This window comes from Chitinophaga sp. GbtcB8, assembly GCF_019091455.1.
Taxonomy (GTDB): domain Bacteria; phylum Bacteroidota; class Bacteroidia; order Chitinophagales; family Chitinophagaceae; genus Chitinophaga.
This window is the reverse complement of the sequence record NZ_JAGXJN010000007.1, coordinates 170617-189518: the sequence shown is the minus strand read 5'-3', so window position 1 is coordinate 189518 and position 18902 is coordinate 170617. Positions and strand designations below refer to the sequence as shown.

Here is an 18902-nt window from a genome sequence, read left to right as displayed (position 1 = left end):
CATCCACTTTTTTCAAAAAAATATAACCTTATACTTGTTTCGTACGAATTGATTCGTACCTTTAGCATCATGAAAGAAGATGCTAAGAATAATGCGCCTGCAGAGCCTACGCGCTCTGAGCTGGAGATCCTGCAGGTATTATGGCAGAACGGTCCTTCTACCGTACGTTTTGTGAATGATCACCTGAACGGTGAGAAACGTGCCGTGCAATATACCTCCACCTTAAAGATCATGCAAATCATGACGGACAAGGGAATGCTGGCCCGGGATGAGAGCAGTATGAAACATGTGTATAGCCCGGTGCTGGAGGAAAAATCTACCAAAGGCCTGCTGCTGGACCGTTTCCTGGAAACTACCTTTAACGGTTCCGCCACTACGTTGTTATTGCAATTACTGGGTAATAAAAAAACATCCAAAAATGAGCTGGATGAAATAAAAGCCCTGTTAAATAAAATAGATCCCGATAAGCTATAATCTGTAAACCGCTTTATTATGCACACCTTATCAAATGATATGGTCCGCGCTATTGGCTGGACCCTGATACACTCTTTGTGGCAAGGCCTTATATTGGCTGTGGTGGCGGGCATTCTGATCTTATTTACCCGTAAGGCCAAACCGGCATTGCGTTATAATATATTTACCGTTTTGTTCTTTATGCTGGTGGGCAGCGCAACAGGCACCTTCTTTTATGAGCTGCAGCAGCTAAAGGCTGCCTCCGCCGCAACCGCGCCATTAGCTGCAGTAACGGCCCTGCAAACCCATGTAACACCAGTAGCAATACAGGAAGTGAATGCACTGGCAGCACCAGGGTTTACGGAACTTTTTATCAGTTATTTCAATGAGCATGCGCCCTTGCTGGTCATGTTCTGGTTCATCATTTTTGCAGGTAAGCTGTTATGGCTGTTCAGCGGCCTGGTATCCATACAGCGTATCCGTTATTATAAAACCACTACACCGAATGCTGCTTTAACAAGCTGGCTGCAAATGCTGGCTGTTAAATTGCAAATGAAAAGGCGGGTACAGCTGCTGGAATCCGCTATGGTAAAAGTGCCTACAGCCATAGGTATGTTAAAGCCGGTGATCCTGATGCCCATTGGTTTAATGGCGCAGCTGCCGCCGGACCAGGTAGAGGCTGTGCTGCTGCATGAGCAGGCGCACATCCGCCGCCGCGATTTCCTGGTGAACCTCATACAGCATTTTGCCGAAACCATTTTCTTCTTTAACCCGGCGTTGTTGTGGCTTTCTGCCCGCATCCGTGAAGAAAGGGAACATTGCTGTGATGATATGGCCATTGCCGCCACCCAAAGCAAAAAGGGATATATAGAGGCGCTGGTTGGTTTCCAGGAATTGTACCTGACCACCGGCACCAGGTATGGCATGGCATTTCCCGGTAAAAAACAACAGCTGCTGCACCGGGTAAAACGTATCCTGGGCCAGCATAACAACACGCTGAATGTAGCGGAAAAATCTTTCCTGCTTGTTTGCTTCAGCCTTATAGGCATGTTAGGTATGGTGTTCTCCCATCCCGGACGCCAGGAAGCGCCGTTGCCTGTATCAGCACAGGCAATGGAGCAAATAACCACAGCAGCAGGCAGCAAGCCACCGCCGGAAATAAAGTTCGCAGCGGAAGATAAACACAAAGATAAATTCAAAGACCTGGACCCCGCCGGCGTAACCAACGGTACTACCTTACACTTTGAAGAAAAACGTAACGGGCAGCCTTATAAAGAGGACTATCAGCCCTATAAATCAAGCTACCAGCCTTACCACCCGCAGCAGGATACTGTACCGGTATTGCGCAGGGGCAATGCTAGCAATACCGGCACCATTACCGTTACTAAAGATGGCAAGGCTTACAAAATATCGATATTCGAGAACCGCATGACCGGCTTAATGGTGGATGGTGTGCAGGTACCGCAGGATCAGCTGCCCTCCAGGTATGCAGAGGTGAATGCCATTTTCCGGCAAATGGAAGGAGATGCTTCAGAAGCAGATCTGGCCCGTAAGAAAATGGAAATAGACCGGAATATCCAGGAAGCGGAGCGGGAGCGGGAAAAAGCAGAGCAGATCCGCAGAAAAATAGAAACAGACCGCACTATTCAGGAGGCAGAACTGAAGCGGAAAGCAGAGGAGCTGGAGAGAAGGAAAATGGAGCTTGACCGTGAAGCACAGCGTTATGACGCAGAAAGCAGGCGGGTGCAGGTACGTGAGCCGATAAACGCCCGCGAGCCGCTTACCGCGCATAGCCCTTTGTCACCAACAGCACCGCTGTCTCCAAGCCATACTTCCTTGCCGCCCATCCCCCCGGTAAAAGTTGATAACGACCTTGCTGAGAACATTTTAGCGGACATGATAAAGGACGGGCTGATGACGCAGGAAGATAAAGACAATATCTCCTTCCGCCTGAACCAGGGTGAGTTTGTGGTGAATGACAAACCGCAGTCAGCGGAAATACTCAGGCGCTATAAAAAGAAATACGTTAAATATCCAACAGATACTTACACCTATTCCAAATCCGGAGGCAGTACCAGCTCCCATGTGCATATAGGTAACTAAACCACTTTCTTACTTACTGCTTACCCATTTCATTCATCTACGGGTGAACAGGATTGTTTTGCCCGCATCTAAATCTAAATCCGTCCTTTATGAAATTGATTCCCTGCCTGCTGGCCATCAGCATGGTACTGTTATCCTATTGCCTGTACGCGCAGCAAAACATGGTATTAAGCGGCCGCCTAAAAGATAAAACCGGGCAGGCAGTTGCAGGCGCCACAGTTAGTCTGATGAAAGATTCAACGCTGGTAAAAGCCGCTATCGCTAATGTACAGGGGCAATTCCAGTTCACCCGGCTGAAACCTGCCGTTTATCGTATAACCGTTACCTATATAGGGTATGCCAGCTATAACAGTGATACCATGCAGCTAAATACAACCCAGGTATTGCCGGACATTATTTTGCAACCAGCTACCGCCACGCAGTTAAAAGATGTGAATGTAACGGCCCGCAAACCATTTGTGGAAACCCGCATTGACCGTACCATTGTAAATGTAGATGCACTGATCTCCAATGCCGGCACCAGCGCATTGGATGTGCTGGAAAAATCGCCCGGCGTATTGGTGGACCAGGATGGCAATATCAGTCTGCTGGGTAAATCCGGGGTAACTATTTACATTGACGATAAACCAACCTATCTCTCCGGCAGCGATCTGGCCGCCTACCTGCGCTCCCTGCCTTCCGGTTCGCTGGAAGCTATAGAGCTGATGCCCGTGCCGCCCGCCCGCTACGATGCTGCCGGTAATGCAGGCATCATTAACATCCGCACCAAAAAGCTGAAACAGAAAGGTTTTAACGGCAACGTATCTACGTCATATGCACAAGGGGTATACCCCAAAAGCTTCAATAACCTGAACCTGAATTTCCGCAATAATGCCTTTAACTATTTTGTAAGCGCAGGGTATAGCTATCACCGTAATTTTAGTGATCTGCTTATTACCCGCAGCTATTTTAATGAAGATGGCAGCCTGCAGTCGGATTTTTCCCAGTTCTCCGCCATCAACCGCAACAACCGCTCGCCTTCTCTGAAAATGGGCGTGGATTATTATAAGGATAAGAATACCACCATCGGCATTGTGCTGAATGGCAATACTCACAAGGCAACCGGCCTGGTAGGCAATAACAGCCTCCTGTACAATCCTGCGCACCAGCTGGATTCATTTGTAACAGCCGGCAACCGGGACGAGCGTATGTTTAAACGTGGGGGGGTAAACCTGAATTACCGGCATCAGTATGACAGTACCGGCCGTACCCTGGGCATTGACCTGGATTACATCCGTAATGAATCTGAAACAAACCAGCTGTTTAGAAATACCAGCTATTATGCAGACAGTACGCTGAAAGGCCGGGATGAGCTGCAGGGCCTCATACCCTCCGGCATCAACATTTACAGCGCCAAAGCAGACTATACGCACCCGCTGTCAAAGAGCGCCAAAATAGAAGGCGGGCTAAAAACAAGTTATATCTCTACGGATAACAAGGCCGATTACGAGGTTACCATTGAAGGTATCACCACACCGGATTACGATAAAACCAATCATTTCCTGTATAAGGAACATATCAATGCCGCCTATGGCAACTTTTCAAAAGAGTGGGCAAAACTCTCGCTGCAGGCCGGCCTGCGCCTGGAAAATACCATTATGCAGGGGCGGCAGCTGGGCAATGCCGTAAAAACAGATTCCGCTTTTAAACGGAACTACACCAACCTGTTCCCCACCTTTTACCTGGCATACAAAACAGATTCCGCCTCCACGCAACAGTTCATACTTTCGTATAGCAAACGTATTGAGCGCCCGGGGTTCAATGATCTGAACCCGTTTATATCACCCCTGGATAAATTTATGTACTACGTGGGCAATCCTTTCCTGCAGCCGGTTATAAGCCACTCGCTGGACCTTTCCTGGGTGTACCGGAATATGATCACTACTAAAGTTAACTATGAACACTATGCAGGCGAAATCGGAGAAACCATAGAAGCCCACGGCGACCGCTTTTTTAGCCGTCCGGCTAATGTGGGCGCCAGTAATTATGTATCCCTGTCTGTAAATGCCGACCTGCAGCCTTTTAAATGGTTAACGCTGCACTGGTTTGGCGTAGGGATATACTGCCACTTTAAGGGCAACCTGTATAACAATGTGCTGAATGTAGATGGTATGAACTACATTACCAATGCCACCGCACAGTTTAAGATAGCCCCCACCTGGAATGCAGAGCTAACGGGATTGTACCGCGGCAAGTTCACCAACCTGCAATTTGTGCTGGGCGATTTCTGGGCAATGGGCGCTGCCGTGGAAAAGAAGATCCTGCAAAAGAAAGGCTCGTTAAAATTTTCCATCAACGACCTGTTCTACACCCGCCTTAATTATGGCGACATCAATAACTTAACCAATGCCAGCGGCCATTACCGCAATAAAGGTGATAGCCGGGTAGCACAAATAACGTTCTCTTACAACTTTGGTAAGACATATGAAAAGCGTGACCGCTTGGTTGGCGGCGCGGATGCGGAGCAGCAACGCATCAGGTAGAATAGATGAACCACGTACGGGAAACTGTACGTGGTTTTTTTGTTGTCGTACCGTTATTATAACCTGCCAGTTCAAAGGATTATTAGGAATTATAAAACCATGAAAAGCCCGGCCGCTTATGCCGCTGCAATAAGATATACCATGATCGTGTGGCATTGTAAATGCAAAAAATATATTACTTTGGTGTTGCAAATGAAGATGGGAACATCCACATTAACATTGGGGTACGGACATTACCTGGGACATAACAACCGCAGCTTGCAAAGCAGCGGCCTGGTAGTGAGCGAGATCACTTACCATACCAAAGTGTTTGAAGGCTGGCATTCCCACGAACATGCCCACATCAGTTTCTTATTAAAAGGCGGTAACCGTGAGCAGCGGCAGGGCAGGGAAGAGGAGTACACAATGGGGAATATCGTATACTATCATGCAGGGGAAAAACACCGCAATACCCACACCCAGCATCCCTCCAAAAATCTGAACCTTGAAATAGCCGGCACTTTTATAAAACAATACCAGCTTACAGAAGCCTTACTGCATAAGGCTATCAGCCGGCAGCATGCACCCTTCACTATGCTGAGGATCTATAAAGAGCTGCTTGCAGATGATACCGTGGCCGCCCCAACAATGGTAATGCTGTTGCTGGAATTATTGCAGGAGGGAGTAACAGAAAAAAGCGCTGCCCCTAAATGGGTAAGCATTATCCGGGAGCTGATGCAGGATTGCTGGGATGAGCCGCTGACCTTAACAGACCTTGCTGAAGCCACAGGTGTACACCCTATCACCATTTCAAAACATTTTTCTCAATACTTTGGCTGCACCTTTGGGGCGTATATGCGGAAGCTGCGCGTTGCAAAGTCAATGCCCATGATCCGCGCCGGAGAAAATTCCCTGACAGAAATTGCTTATACCTGCCAGTTTGCGGATCAAAGCCATTTTACCCGTACCTTTAAATCATTAACCGGTTTATTGCCGCGGCAGTATCGTAACATCTAGTCTTCTTACTAACCCATTATAATTCACGGGGCTGTATCTTTTGGTACAGCCCTTTTTTATTTTATTAAAACTAACGGATTTGTTTCCGGATCCGGCTCAGCGACTGCGGCGTAATACCCAGGTAAGAAGCTACATCGCTCAAAGGCACGCGCAGCGCTATATCCGGCTGCTGCTGCAGGAACTGCTGATAGCGGGTAGCTGCATCTTCGCCCATATAGGAATTGCGTACCTGGATCTTGGCAAGCAGCGTTTGCTGGGTAATATGATTGATGAGGGGCTGAAAATAAGGGAGCTGTTTATAAAGCGCCCATAGCTGCTCCCTGGGAAATACAATAAGGTCCGTATCACAGGCAGCTTTAATGCTTTCATGCGCCGGTACCTGGTTATTAAAGCTGTTGAGGATCGTACAGAAATGATCTTCCTTTACAAAGAACTGCGTTACCTCATTTCCCTTACCATTAACAGATACAATTTTCAGGATACCCTTGCAAACAAAGAACATTTCCCTGGCCAGCTTACCCTCCTGTAATAATAATTCAGCTTCCTGCACATGGCGGGTGTGAATATGCCGGCCAATGATCTCCCGGTCACCGGCAGGGATAGGTTGGAATTTTTCCAGGTAAGTAAAAACCGGTTCAAACATAAACGCGCCTTTCATCCCACTAAAATTAAGCTACATTTCACAATTTATAATTCCTGTTTTGGGCAAGCTGTGTTACTTTTAAGCGTCATTGAAATGTTTACAGGGCCTTATGGAAAACTATAGCATCGTTTTATTTATCCTGGCAATTATGATCGTACTGTCTGCCTTGGCAGATAAGGTCCGGGTGCCATATCCTATTTTACTGATCACCGCCGGTATTGCCATTGGGTTCATACCAACCCTGCCTAATATAGAGCTGAACCCGGATGTGATCTTCCTCATCTTCCTGCCGCCTATGTTGTATGATGCTGCTTTTAACATCTCTTTCCAGGAGTTTAGAACCAATATCAATACCATTGGTACGCTGGCCATATCGCTGGTATTTATTACGGCCTCCGGCATTGCGGTGGTAGCTCATTACGTAATACCGGGCATGAGCTGGCCTTTATCTTTTGTGCTGGGCGCTATTTTATCTGCTACGGATGCCGTGGCGGCTATCAGCATCACCAAAGGTTTGGGTTTGTCACATAAAACCAATACCATCCTGGAAGGGGAAAGCCTGGTCAATGATGCTTCAGCCCTGGTAGCTTACCGCTTTGCAGTAGCTGCAGTAACCGGTACAGCCTTTGTATTCTGGAGGGCCTCTTTAGCGTTTATATTCATGATGGCGGGTGGCGCCCTGGTGGGCGTGATTATGGGAATGATCCTGGCCTTCATTCTTAAAAGGGTGCATCAAAACCAGCTGGTAACTATTAGCTTTATGTTGCTCATGCCTTTTATAACCTACCTGGTGGCAGAGGAGTTTCATGTATCCGGCGTAATAGCCGTAGTAATATTAGGGCTGGCCATTTCCCGTTTCAGTCATAAAGTATTCCCGGAATACTTAAAAAAGCAGTCCCGCAACTTTTGGGATGTTATTATTTTCCTGCTCAATGGCCTCATCTTTATCATCATTGGATTACAGTATCCATACGTGGTAAAGCATATGGATAAAACACAGATCCTGCCTTACCTGGGTTACGCTTTCCTGATCACCGTTGTTGCTTTGCTGCTGCGCATGATCAGGGTGTTCCTGCAGCAGATCAACCTGGAGCAGGCCTTCAGGAAAAAGAAGGGGCGTATCACCGAACATGCGCTGCTGGATGCAAAAACCAGCTTGATCATCAGCTGGTCAGGCATGCGGGGCATTGTATCCCTGGCTATTGCCATTGGTTTGCCGGCTACCCTGCAGGATGGCAGCATTTTCCCGCAACGGGATGCCATTATCTTTATTTCCGTAGCCGTAGTATTGTTTACGTTGCTGGGGCAGGGGCTTACCCTGCCATTGGTAGTACGTTTATTGAATGGGAAGCAGCCGGCTGAAACAGCTGTTGCCGCGCATAAATAAGCATAGGAAGCCCTTATGGCATGACGATTGATATACGCTATGAAACAACAATAGCTGTTATGAAAACATTAGGTATTATCCTCATCATTGCCGGTATTGCCATGATCCTGATCCGTGGTTTTTCTGTACAAACAGAAAAGAAGGTAGTGGATCTTGGGCCCGTAGAAGTAAACAAAAAAGAAAATAAATGGATAGGCTGGCCTACTTATGCCGGCGGCCTGGTAGCTGTAATAGGTGTTGTGTTGTTAGTAGGCGGCAATAAAAAAAATTAAAAAGTAGAAAAAAAAATAAAAGCTGATGCAGGCGATGGTAATGATGATGGCGCTGCATCAGCTTTTACTTTTTAATTTTATGACGTTACTCTTTACATTTCATTTCCATATTCTATATTCCCCCACCTTTCATCTCTCCGGCAAACAAGCTCCTTTTTCCATACAGCCATGCTGGCGTTCACATGGCTTTATGGTCTGCAGTCATCTCTTTCCGCCAGCCATATGTATGGCCTGCTGCAGCTTCTATGCCTTTTCTCCTCTGTTTAAATACACTGCCGCTGATGGTGGTATTATAAATGATCTGTGAAACTTTCGGATGCTGCCGGTAATGTTCTATAATATCCGGCTGTTATCGGTTGAGCAGCCATCCAGGATAATTACTTCAAATCCTGGAAGGTTTGCTGCAGCACAGAAGTGATGCGCTGTTCCGGGAAAGCAGCATGGCCATAATTAGGAATGATAATGGATACTATAGGTAGATTCATTACTTTTACGCGCTAAAACAAAGATATAGTGAAAAAAGTGGTTTTGTATGTCGTTCGATAACTATGCTATAGATTATTCTGTACTGATCTGCACCTATAACCCCGACCAGCAGGCGCCCGGCATGCAGCTGCTGAACCTTACACAGCAGGGCTTAGCATATTCCACCAGCCTTACGCCACCTGTGTGGCGCAGGTTTTCCCGGAGTACCGGCAGCAGATAATGAGGGGCGCTAAAACCGCCCGCTAAGTTCAGCCCGCCAAAGTTTTAAGAAATTTTTAAGATTATTAATGGGGGCTCATACGTTAAAGCAATGCCGGCGGGCAGGTGAAATAGGAGATAGGTGCAGGCTACCGGCTGCAAAAGCCCATGCCGGGGGGCTGGTAAGCATGATCATACAGCTGAATTAATAAGGTTATATATCTATAAATGTGTGAATTATAAGTAATAAAGTATGTTGAAATATAAAGAAAGTTTATATTTTTAGTGAAGAAGAGGAAGCAGCGGGTGGTACAAAGAAGTAAAAAGAGATATCATATAACCTTTACCGGGCGCTATTGATCTTATCCATTAAGAGAGCAATGTTGATATACTTCCCATTACATAGCCCTGCATCTTTTATGATCAGAGATGCCGGTGCCGTACTGTAGCCAAATATTTTCACCTGTGCTTCCCGGGAACGATCCCTGCTCCTTTTTTAAAAAAGGGTCTTTAAATAATTATTAATTTTGGAGTTTTATATATATATTTATAATAATAATAATGAAAACGTATTTCCGGCTGTTGTCTTTTGCCAAACCGATTGAAAAATATGCTATCCCGTATGTTCTTTTTACGCTGTTGGCCGTGTTGTTTGGGGCATTAAACCTGGCACTGCTGGCGCCACTGCTAACCACGTTGTTTAACCAGAACAACCACCAGGTAGTAGCCAAACCGGAACATTTTTATGACGTATTCAAAATGCTGAACTACTATTCCGTTCAGCTGAATAGTAAAATAGGCCTGCCCAATACGTTGAAATATGTGTGTCTGACCATTGTAGTCTCTGTTTTTATCGGTAACCTGTTCCGGTATTTTTCGGAACGTACCATGGAAAACCTGCGGATCCATACCCTGCTGAACCTGCGAAAGGCTGTGTTCAATAACATTATGGACATGCATCTGGGGTATTTCAGCAATGAGCGTAAGGGGGATATTATGTCCAAGATTTCATCGGATGTGCAGGTGGTGCAGTATTCCGTAACCGGTACCCTGCAGGTGATCTTTAAGGAGCCATTAACGCTGATCACGTACCTGGTAATGCTGTTCGTTATTTCCTACAAGCTTACGCTGGCCTCTATGGTCATTATACCGGTAGCCGGGTTTATCATCTCCAGGATCGTATCCCGGTTAAAGGAGCAGGCCACCGCATCCCACGTATCCTATGGCACCATGATCAGTTACTTGGAAGAAGCGCTGGGAGGCATCAAGATCATTAAATCATTTAACGCAACGCCTTTTATTAAGGAGCGTTTTCACAAGGAAAACGTGCACTATTCCAATATTATCAGGGCTATGGCCAGGCGGCAGCAAATGGCCTCGCCGGTGTCTGAAACGCTGGGTATTATAATGGTATCAGGTATTGTGCTGTACGGCGGTTCCCTGGTATTATCCAAAACCGGTGAGCTGGATGCAGCGGCCTTTATAGCCTATATTGCCCTGTTTTCCCAGATCATGCGCCCGGCCAAAGCCATTTCAGCCTCCTTCAGCAACATCCACTCCGGCCTGGCGGCAGGGGAGCGGGTGCTGGCCTTAATTGACCAGCAGTCGCAGATCCAGGATGCGCCAGATGCAAAAGCGGTAGACCAGTTCCGGGAAGCTATCCGGTTTGAGAAAGTAGCGTTTGCCTATAATGAACGTCCGGTGCTGAACAGCGTAAGCCTTACTATACCTAAAGGGAAATCTGTAGCGCTGGTAGGGCCTTCCGGCGCCGGCAAAACCACCCTCATGGACCTGATCCCCCGGTTTATACAGCCACAGTCCGGCAGCATCCTGATAGACGGGCATAACATACAGGCCGTTACTTCAGACTCCCTGCGCTCGCTGATGGGAATTGTAAACCAGGAATCAATTTTATTTAACGACACCATTTATAACAATATAGCCTTTGGAAAGCCAGGGGCCACATTGCAGGAGGTTGAGGCTGCCGCAAGGATCGCCAACGCCCACGAATTTATTTCTGCAACAGAGCATGGTTACCAGACGAATATTGGTGATAAAGGCGTTAAATTATCAGGCGGCCAGCGCCAGTGCATCTGTATAGCCCGGGCAGTGTTGACGAATCCGCCCATTATGTTGCTGGTTGAAGCTACCTCTGCGCTGGATACAGAATCTGAAAAAATGGTGCAGGATGCATTGAACAATCTGATGGAGAACCGTACCTCGCTGGTAATTGCACACCGCTTAAGTACCATACAAAATGCAGACCTGATCATTGTGCTGGATAATGGCAACATTGTTGAACAGGGAACCCATTTACAGCTTTTGGAAAAAGACGGATTATACCGTAAGCTGATAGAAATGCAAACTTTCAGCGCTAACTGAACCACAGCTGTAACAAATTAAAATGTAGTACGTTGTATATATCAGGACGGATGATAAAACATCCGCCGTATTGTAAGCATAAACTTGAATTCCAATGCTATTCTATAGAAACCTTATGACCGTTAAAAATTTCTTTATTGAACGCAAACCGCAAGCAGGATGGTGAAACAGAACTTTTCAGTTGGGATCTTAATTGCTACATATAACTGGCCGGAGGCGCTGGAAATAATTTTCCTGAGCCTGTTACAGCAAACGTATCTACCGGATGAAATCCTGATCGCAGACGACGGATCAAGGGAGGAAACAGAACGGCTGATCAATAAATACCGCAAGATCCTGAATATTCCCTTAAAACATGCCTGGCATGAAGACCGCGGTTTCCGCAAAGGGATTATCCTGAACAAAGCGGTAAAACAATCGGAAGCAGATTATATCATTGAAATTGATGGCGACATTGTAATGCATCCGCGTTTTATTGAAGACCATGTGAAGGAGGCAGAAAGAGGGCATTTTGTACAGGGCGCCCGCGCCATGATAGGAGAGGCCACCACCCAACACATTCTGCAAAGTAAAAGCACTAAGCTGGGTTTCTTTACCAAAGGCCTTCACAACCGTTTTAACGCATTACGCTTACCCGCTTTATCCTTTATAGTAAAGGCAAATCCCTACAGCTCGGATAATACCAAAGCCTGTAACCTGGCTTTCTGGCGGGAGGATTTTATAGCTATCAACGGGTATAATAACCTGTTCTTTGGCTGGGGATCAGAAGACTGTGAGTTTGCCGCGCGCCTTATACATGCCGGCGTACATAAAAAACGTTTAAAGCTGGCCGCCGTATGCTTTCACCTGCATCATGAATACCATAATAAATCACAGATCACCGTGAATGAGCGCCGCTACAGCGAAACGCTTACCACCAGGCTGGTGTGCTGCTTAAATGGTTACGCGGAAGTTTAAACGAAGTATCTTAAAATATAAATAACCAGCAGCGGGTACAACACCCACTTTACCATTTTATAAGTATTAGAGCGGTAGAAATACACTTTGTTAATGATGCCATTATCGTGAAACCGCTCCCCGATCTTTCCAAACCTTAAACGGGAAAGCTTTCCCCACAAAAGCCCCGTCTCATACACTATCCTGAGGGTAATTACATACATTAATATCTGCACATTGCCGGTACCGGACCTTTTTATGGTTTGTATAAGACTGGCAATGATCTCAATGAGTATAACGCCCGCCATAAAAACCAGCAAAGGGCCCACCCACAAGGGTTTCAGCAGGCCTGTTATTACCAGCGCCAGTAGTGAAAGCAAAAGTGTTTCCGGCGTGTTGGGAAGATCATAATAGGCATATTGCGGGTTCAGATCACCCAGCCAGCTGTTGCCGGTGCCATAACGGAAAGGGCGCTGCAGGTTCACCGCTTCATTGTTCCACCAGGGATGTGTAACCGCTGCCTGCGGTAAGCTTTTATAATCCTTAAAATTATTTTGCTCCCGCACTTTTAAAAAGAAATCAACATCTTCCCCGCCGCCTGATTTAGGATATACGGTAGAGAAGCGGGTATCTTTCACCGCGCTGCGTTTGATCATAATGTTGGCTGTAGCGCCCCAGCAAAAAGCAGGTTTTTTTTCCGCAATAGAAAATATATCTAAAGAGCCGCTTACTTTCAGCGCTTTGGTAAAAGCAGTATGCGGTTCAGGTAAGCGTACCAGCCCAATAAAACCAATTTCATCCGGGTACTGCAAAGCTGCGTCGGCATAGGTTTCCAGCAGGTTGTCCGGTACGGATATATCATCGTCTAAGAACAGGATCCAGTCGCCCTGGCCCATTTCAATACCCTTATTGCGCGTAACGCTGGCGCCCAGGTTCTGCGGGTTAATGGACAGGAAAATATTTTCATGATCCACCAATGCCTGAATGTTTTCAGAGGGTACAATGGAAGGATGATCTGCAATAAGGTAAAACTTTATATTTGCGTTGGCTGGTTTTGGCAGACGAAGAATGGGAAGTATATATTTTTCATTCAGGCGGAATGAAGGTATGATCACATCAATGCTTACGTTCATGAATTAGCTGGTAAAGCAGAATTTAAGGGCTAAAGATACTAAAAAAAAAGAATGATTGCATGAAGAAATTAGTATATACATTCTGGGTAAATGATTAATTTTAACGCGTTGTGCAATTGCCTCTTTCGCGTCATTGCAAGGCCCTGCTCCCGCATTGTAAGGCGCAGCGAGGGGTAAGCGGGATAGGGCGAAGGAGGTATTAAGTACGTTAATTTTACTGTTTTAAACTACTGCTTTGATGAAGAGTATAAAGCCGGATGCCAATGCTCCGCTTGTTTCTGTGATTATTCCTAACTATAACCATGCTGCTTATCTGGAGGAGAGGATAACATCCGTATTGAACCAAAGTTTCAGCGACTTTGAAGTAATTATCCTGGATGACTGTTCTACAGATAACAGCCGTGAAATTATTGAACGGTACAGGGATCATCCTAAAGTTAAAAAGATCATTTATAACGAAGTGAATGGCGGCAGTGTGTTCCGTCAGTGGAAAAAAGGGGTGGAAGCCGCCGCCGGAAAGTATATCTGGATGGCGGAAAGTGACGATTACTGTGAAGCCTCCCTTTTACAGCACCTGGTAGCCGGCCTTGAAAAGCACGACCATTGTACTATTGCATACTGCCAGTCCATTGTGATTGATATGCATGATAATATCATGTGGCAGTCGTTTTATAAACAGTTGGAGGATACCATCAGCGGCCGGGAATTTATAATCAAATACCTTTCTACCCAATGTTCCATTTTTAATGCCAGCATGGCGCTTTTCAGAAGAGCGCTGTTTTTTGCCGTGGACGAAGCGTTCCTGGAGTTTAAATTCAGCGGGGACTGGTACTTTTGGATTGAACTGTGTAAAATGGGGGATGTTTTTATCAGCGGCCGTACATTGAATTATTTCAGGAACCATAGTGGCGATGTAACCACCCGCGCTGTTAAAACCGGCCAGAATTACCTGGAAGCAGCCAGGATACTTACCCGCAGCTATGATCAAAAATTAATTCCCCGGAGCGTATACTGGAAAGCTTTTAAAAAGCAACACCGGCAATACTATTTTACCAGGAATAGATATAAAGGGCCGCTGGGCGACACTTTGGATACCTGCTTTTATAACAGAAAAACTACTCACCTGCAGCCCGTTCTGCTGCGCCTGGATGCCTGGTGGAAAGGTACCCGCATGAAATTTAAACATCGGAAGGATAAACGTTTTTAATGCAATGAAGATACTATATGTTACAGATCACCGGAAAATATTCAAAGCCAGTTACGGATTTATCAGCGATTATCTGAACGACCTTCTTTTTTACGGGCTATATGAATTATTGGGCGATGATGTAACAGACAGCACACAGATCATCTCTTTATATAAAGACCAGCAGGATAAGGTAGACCCTAAAACAATATGGGGAGGGTTCTCTGCATTCTGGTTGATAGGGGAGAATAAAATTGACCGGACGGATATTGAACAGAAAATAAAGAACAGGTACTACGACCTGGTTATCTATGGTGCTATTAACAGGTGTGACAATTATTTCAGGCTGGTATCGAAAAAATATCCTGCCAATAAAATATTACTGGTAGATGGCATAGATGAAACCAGCATTTTACCACTTTATAAAAAGTATCCTTATTTTAAAAGAGAGCTGACGGACAGTGTGAAAAATGTTTTTCCCATCTCTTTCAGCATCCCGGAGCAGAAGATGCATGCCGCGCCAGCTATGGCTAAAGAGCAGCTATTCGGCACCATTATACCGGGTGTGAAAGATACCTATATCTTCAACGACGAGCAGCTTTATTATGACGATTATTACAAAGCCTATTACGGGCTGACCACCAAAAAAGCAGGTTGGGATTGTATGCGCCATTACGAGATACTAGGGAATTATTGTTTACCTTATTTCCCCGGGCTGGAAGCCTGTCCGGCCAATACGATGCACAATTTTCCAAAGGAGCTGATAAAGCAGGGAATGCTGCTGCTGCATTCCAAACAGTTTAATGCAGACCGTTATCAGGAAGTGATGGACCAGCTGTACCAGCATACGCTGGATCATCTTACTACCAAAGCTGTAGCGAAAAAAGTAATAGATACTGCGCTTTCATTGTGAAATAATTAGTTTTTTAGTTTTGTATTGTTATTCACTGCATAAATTGTTCAGTCAATATTGTCCGCTGCTGAACAAATAATGTCCATTTGCGGACAATTATTAACTGCTTGATTTATCATAAAGGCCGTTCCCAGCCAGGAACGGCCTGTTTCATTAGTTGGCACCTCATTTGTTCGACAAAATAGAAACTAATAACCTGAACTTATGCGCAGAACCTATTTGGGTGAATTTGAAGAAGTGGTTTTACTGATGGTGGCCATCCTGGACGGAGAGGGCTACGGCGTTACAGTAAGCCAGGCGCTGGAAGAGCATACGGGACGTATTGTTACATTCGGCACAGTTCATAACACCCTGATCCGTTTGGAAGAGAAAGGGTTTGTGCAATCAGAACTGGGCGGAGCCACGGCCGAACGCGGCGGGCGGCGTAAACGGCTGTTCCGCATTACGGCGCTGGGAAGCGGGGCGCTTCAGGAAATTCAGCAGCTTCGTCAAAACCTCTGGCAGTTATTGCCGCCTCACACTTTCCGGCTTGGTGGCATATGAGATCACCTGTTCAACCACCCCGCTGGGCCCACTGGCTGCTAACCAAGCTGCATCCTGACAATACATTGGAGGAAGTAGAAGGTGATCTGCATGAGCTCTATACGCACTGGTATAATAGTTCGGGCAAAACCAGGGCCACACTGCGTTACCTGCTGAGCGTAGTATCCGTGCTGCCGCCCTTTGTGCGCAGAAGAAAAACAAATAAACAACAACACTATACCTCTAGCTTAAACTCCATCATGATACGGAATTATTTAAAGATCGCGTTTCGGACGCTGAAGCGGCAAAAAATTTCAACCAGCATTAATATAGTTGGTTTAGCCATCGGGCTGGCTACCTGCATACTGATCCTGCTGTATGTGCAGGATGAATTATCCTACGACCGCTATAACGAGAAAGCTGACCGGATCTTCCGGGTTGCACTCAAGTTGCGGTTAAACGGTGAGGATGCCAGCGGACCAGTCTTAGGTTCGAGTGCTGCCGGGGACTTGCAGCAGGAATTTCCGGAAGTATTAAAAGTAACGCATATACAGAATCAGAGCGGTGAGTTTGTTAGTTATGGAACAACCTCATTTAAAGAAGATCATCTGCTGTATGCCGACTCAGCCTTTTTTGATGTATTCACCATTCCGTTCCTGGAAGGAGATCCAAAGCGGGCGCTGACCGAGCCAAACACCCTGGTAGTGACGGAGGAAACCGCCCGGAAATACTTCGGCAACCAGGAGGCAACCGGGAAAGTCTTGTTATTTGGAAGTGATAAAACGCCCTACAGGATTACGGGCGTGGTCAGGGATCTACCGGTGAACTCCCATTTCCACTTCAACATGCTGGCTTCGTTAGCCACTTATAAAGAGCGGCATATGGGATGGCTTTATAACATGAACTATTATACCTACCTGCTGCTGCCGGAGAAATACGATTACAAACAATTGGAAGCTAAGATCTCCCGGCTCGCTGAAAAAGAGGTGGGTGTTGAATTGCAGCAGTTCCTGTCAATCAGCCTGAAACAGTTTCGTGAGAAGGGGGATGATTTCGGGATATTTCTACAGCCGCTGACCAGTATTCATTTGTATTCCCCCTTCGGAGGAACAGAGCTAAGCCCGGGAGGTAACATTCTATACGTATACGTGCTTACGGCCATTGCTTTTTTTATGTTGATAATAGCCTGTGTGAACTTTATGAACCTGTCTACGGCCACGGCTGTACGGCGTTCCCGTGAGGTAGGTGTGCGTAAGGTGCTGGGCTCTGTAAAAGGGCAATTGCAGCTGCAGTTCCTGATGGAATCGGTGCTGCTGGCAATAGCGGCGCTGGTAGTTGGATTGCTGATGGTAGGCCTGGGTTTGCCCTTCTTTAATCAGCTCACAGGCAAGGCCCTTACAATGAGCTTATTGATCAATCCATTTGTAGCGGTTGGCCTGGTAGCGGGAGCTGTGCTGGTGGGGCTGCTGGCAGGTAGTTACCCTGCTTTTTACCTGGCTTCCTTTAAGCCGGTTGCAGTATTGAAAGGGCGGGTTACAACCGGACGCGGAAGCTTTAACCTGCGAAGCGGTTTGGTAGTGTTTCAATTTTTTATCACCATTTCAATGATTATTGCCACTGTTACGGCCGACCGGCAATTGCGTTACATGCGGACGCAGAGTCTTGGTTTTAACCGTGAACAGGTGCTGGTTATTCATGATACGCATATGCTGCGCAATAACGAATCTGTATTCCGCGACCGGATCATTCAATCTCCGCAAGTTATCACGGGAAGTATTTCAGGGCAGGTACCTGTTGGAAAAACAAATAATGACAACACCACTGTAATGGCGAAAGAAAACCCTGATAAAGGTGTCATGAGCCGGTTCTATTATGTGGATGATGCGTATGTTCCTACATTGGGAATGCATGTGGTACAGGGGCGTAATTTTTCAAAAAGTTTTTCTACCGATTCCTTTGCTGTTATTCTGAACGAAACGGCTGTACGGGCCTTAGGCTGGCAAAAGGATCCTATAGGAAGAGAGCTGGTCGGCAATATTGATGATAATGGGGTAAAAACATATTACCGGGTTATTGGTGTTGTAAGCGACTTTCATTTTGAATCCCTGCGGCAGAAGATCGGGCCATTAGTCATGTTCCTGGGCAGGAACTCCGGCAATATCCTGGTTAAAACCCATACGGATAAGCTGCCGCAGCTCCTCGCTTCATTGAAGCAGCAGTGGGAATCATTTTCGCCCGCAGCTCCTTTTTCCTATTCGTTCTTAGATGACCGCTTTGCGCAGGTTTATCTCAGCGAGCAAAAAATAGAACAGGTATTAACCCTGTTCTCAAGCCTTACCATCTTCATTGCCTGTTTAGGATTATTCGGATTGGCTACCTACACTGCCGCACCACGCACCAAAGAGAGTGGCGTGCACAAAGTGCTGGGTGCCTCCGGTAGCAGTGTGGTGGCCTTACTCTCCAAAGACTTTCTCAAACTTATTCTGATAGCGCTGGTGCTGGCTACGCCTATTGCCTGGTGGGGCATGGATCAATGGCTGAAGGGATTTGCCTATAGGGTTACCATTGACTGGTGGATCTTTGCGCTGGCAGGATTGCTGGCAATTGGGATTGCTTTGCTGACAGTAAGTTTTCAAAGTATCAAAGCTGCGTTAATGGATCCTATGAAAAGTTTACGCAGTGAATAGCGGACGGCAATAATAACCTTTTCAACAAAGTAAATACAACGTTTGAACAAAACCCCGGAACTTCCGGGTATTTACTTTTGCAT

The 18902-nt window shown here is 46.2% G+C and carries 15 protein-coding genes; 13 read left to right on the top strand and 2 right to left on the bottom strand.

Going from position 1 to position 18902, the window contains the following annotated elements:
* Positions 1–69 precede the first annotated feature (69 nt).
* The 4 genes from KVT36_RS09825 to KVT36_RS09810 all read left to right on the top strand — a co-directional run bounded on the left by KVT36_RS09825 (position 70) and on the right by KVT36_RS09810 (position 6074).
* A complete protein-coding gene (locus KVT36_RS09825; RefSeq protein WP_217603323.1) occupies positions 70–474 on the top strand; it encodes a BlaI/MecI/CopY family transcriptional regulator in 405 nt (134 codons plus the stop codon).
* Positions 475–492: 18 nt separating this feature from the next.
* Positions 493–2556, top strand: a complete 2064-nt coding sequence (locus tag KVT36_RS09820; RefSeq protein WP_217603322.1) for a M56 family metallopeptidase — start codon at positions 493–495, stop codon at positions 2554–2556.
* A gap of 89 nt (positions 2557–2645) precedes the next feature.
* Complete coding sequence (locus KVT36_RS09815; protein ID WP_217603321.1) at positions 2646–5078, top strand: TonB-dependent receptor; 2433 nt, start codon at positions 2646–2648, stop codon at positions 5076–5078.
* A gap of 99 nt (positions 5079–5177) precedes the next feature.
* Positions 5178–6074: a response regulator transcription factor gene (locus KVT36_RS09810; protein WP_217603320.1), complete on the top strand. Its 897-nt coding sequence runs from the start codon at positions 5178–5180 to the stop codon at positions 6072–6074.
* 70 nt (positions 6075–6144) lie between these two features.
* Here KVT36_RS09810 and KVT36_RS09805 read toward each other — a convergent pair whose 3' ends face one another.
* On the bottom strand, positions 6145–6732 hold the full coding sequence (locus KVT36_RS09805; RefSeq protein ID WP_254639927.1) for a Crp/Fnr family transcriptional regulator: 588 nt from the start codon (positions 6730–6732) through the stop codon (positions 6145–6147).
* Between the two features lie 94 nt (positions 6733–6826).
* Between KVT36_RS09805 and KVT36_RS09800 the strand changes: the two genes are divergently transcribed.
* The 5 genes from KVT36_RS09800 (at position 6827) to KVT36_RS09780 (ending at position 12399) form a co-directional block, all read left to right on the top strand.
* Positions 6827–8104, top strand: coding sequence for a Na+/H+ antiporter (locus tag KVT36_RS09800; RefSeq protein ID WP_217603319.1), 1278 nt, complete (start codon positions 6827–6829; stop codon positions 8102–8104).
* 59 nt (positions 8105–8163) lie between these two features.
* Entirely contained in the window at positions 8164–8376 is a 213-nt protein-coding gene (locus KVT36_RS09795; protein ID WP_217603318.1) for a hypothetical protein, read from the top strand.
* A 532-nt stretch (positions 8377–8908) separates the two neighbouring features.
* On the top strand, positions 8909–9082 hold the full coding sequence (locus KVT36_RS09790; RefSeq protein WP_217603317.1) for a hypothetical protein: 174 nt from the start codon (positions 8909–8911) through the stop codon (positions 9080–9082).
* Positions 9083–9621: 539 nt separating this feature from the next.
* On the top strand, positions 9622–11442 hold the full coding sequence (locus KVT36_RS09785) for an ABC transporter ATP-binding protein (RefSeq protein ID WP_217603316.1): 1821 nt from the start codon (positions 9622–9624) through the stop codon (positions 11440–11442).
* A gap of 159 nt (positions 11443–11601) precedes the next feature.
* Positions 11602–12399: a glycosyltransferase family 2 protein gene (locus KVT36_RS09780; protein ID WP_217603315.1), complete on the top strand. Its 798-nt coding sequence runs from the start codon at positions 11602–11604 to the stop codon at positions 12397–12399.
* On the opposite strand, the gene KVT36_RS09775 is transcribed toward KVT36_RS09780, so the two are convergent.
* Positions 12396–13511, bottom strand: coding sequence for a glycosyltransferase family 2 protein (locus KVT36_RS09775; RefSeq protein ID WP_217603314.1), 1116 nt, complete (start codon positions 13509–13511; stop codon positions 12396–12398). The two genes, KVT36_RS09780 and KVT36_RS09775, sit on opposite strands and share 4 nt — an antisense overlap.
* 238 nt (positions 13512–13749) lie before the next feature.
* Here KVT36_RS09775 and KVT36_RS09770 point away from each other — a divergent pair, with 238 nt between their 5' ends.
* The 4 genes from KVT36_RS09770 to KVT36_RS09755 all read left to right on the top strand — a co-directional run bounded on the left by KVT36_RS09770 (position 13750) and on the right by KVT36_RS09755 (position 18819).
* Positions 13750–14718: a glycosyltransferase family 2 protein gene (locus KVT36_RS09770; protein WP_217603313.1), complete on the top strand. Its 969-nt coding sequence runs from the start codon at positions 13750–13752 to the stop codon at positions 14716–14718.
* Positions 14719–14722: 4 nt separating this feature from the next.
* On the top strand, positions 14723–15610 hold the full coding sequence (locus KVT36_RS09765) for a hypothetical protein (RefSeq protein WP_217603312.1): 888 nt from the start codon (positions 14723–14725) through the stop codon (positions 15608–15610).
* A 204-nt stretch (positions 15611–15814) separates the two neighbouring features.
* Positions 15815–16153 (top strand): PadR family transcriptional regulator, encoded by a 339-nt coding sequence (locus KVT36_RS09760; RefSeq protein ID WP_217603311.1) that lies wholly within the window; start codon positions 15815–15817, stop codon positions 16151–16153.
* Positions 16150–18819: an ABC transporter permease gene (locus KVT36_RS09755; RefSeq protein WP_217603310.1), complete on the top strand. Its 2670-nt coding sequence runs from the start codon at positions 16150–16152 to the stop codon at positions 18817–18819. The genes KVT36_RS09760 and KVT36_RS09755 overlap by 4 nt, the downstream gene beginning before the upstream one ends.
* Positions 18820–18902 lie beyond the last annotated feature (83 nt).

What these genes read in the sequence shown, in the direction of transcription:
- KVT36_RS09815 (WP_217603321.1), top strand. Translation starts at nt 2,646, where the DNA reads ATGAAATTGATTCCCTGCCTGCTGGCCATCAGCATGGTACTGTTATCC.
- KVT36_RS09785 (WP_217603316.1), top strand. Translation starts at nt 9,622, where the DNA reads ATGAAAACGTATTTCCGGCTGTTGTCTTTTGCCAAACCGATTGAAAAA.
- KVT36_RS09820 (WP_217603322.1), top strand. Translation starts at nt 493, where the DNA reads ATGCACACCTTATCAAATGATATGGTCCGCGCTATTGGCTGGACCCTG.
- KVT36_RS09760 (WP_217603311.1), top strand. Translation starts at nt 15,815, where the DNA reads ATGCGCAGAACCTATTTGGGTGAATTTGAAGAAGTGGTTTTACTGATG.
- KVT36_RS09770 (WP_217603313.1), top strand. Translation starts at nt 13,750, where the DNA reads ATGAAGAGTATAAAGCCGGATGCCAATGCTCCGCTTGTTTCTGTGATT.
- KVT36_RS09825 (WP_217603323.1), top strand. Translation starts at nt 70, where the DNA reads ATGAAAGAAGATGCTAAGAATAATGCGCCTGCAGAGCCTACGCGCTCT.
- KVT36_RS09795 (WP_217603318.1), top strand. Translation starts at nt 8,164, where the DNA reads ATGAAAACATTAGGTATTATCCTCATCATTGCCGGTATTGCCATGATC.
- KVT36_RS09810 (WP_217603320.1), top strand. Translation starts at nt 5,178, where the DNA reads ATGAAAAGCCCGGCCGCTTATGCCGCTGCAATAAGATATACCATGATC.
- KVT36_RS09755 (WP_217603310.1), top strand. Translation starts at nt 16,150, where the DNA reads ATGAGATCACCTGTTCAACCACCCCGCTGGGCCCACTGGCTGCTAACC.
- KVT36_RS09805 (WP_254639927.1), bottom strand. Translation starts at nt 6,732, where the DNA reads ATGAAAGGCGCGTTTATGTTTGAACCGGTTTTTACTTACCTGGAAAAA.
- KVT36_RS09800 (WP_217603319.1), top strand. Translation starts at nt 6,827, where the DNA reads ATGGAAAACTATAGCATCGTTTTATTTATCCTGGCAATTATGATCGTA.
- KVT36_RS09790 (WP_217603317.1), top strand. Translation starts at nt 8,909, where the DNA reads ATGTCGTTCGATAACTATGCTATAGATTATTCTGTACTGATCTGCACC.
- KVT36_RS09765 (WP_217603312.1), top strand. Translation starts at nt 14,723, where the DNA reads ATGAAGATACTATATGTTACAGATCACCGGAAAATATTCAAAGCCAGT.
- KVT36_RS09780 (WP_217603315.1), top strand. Translation starts at nt 11,602, where the DNA reads ATGGTGAAACAGAACTTTTCAGTTGGGATCTTAATTGCTACATATAAC.
- KVT36_RS09775 (WP_217603314.1), bottom strand. Translation starts at nt 13,511, where the DNA reads ATGAACGTAAGCATTGATGTGATCATACCTTCATTCCGCCTGAATGAA.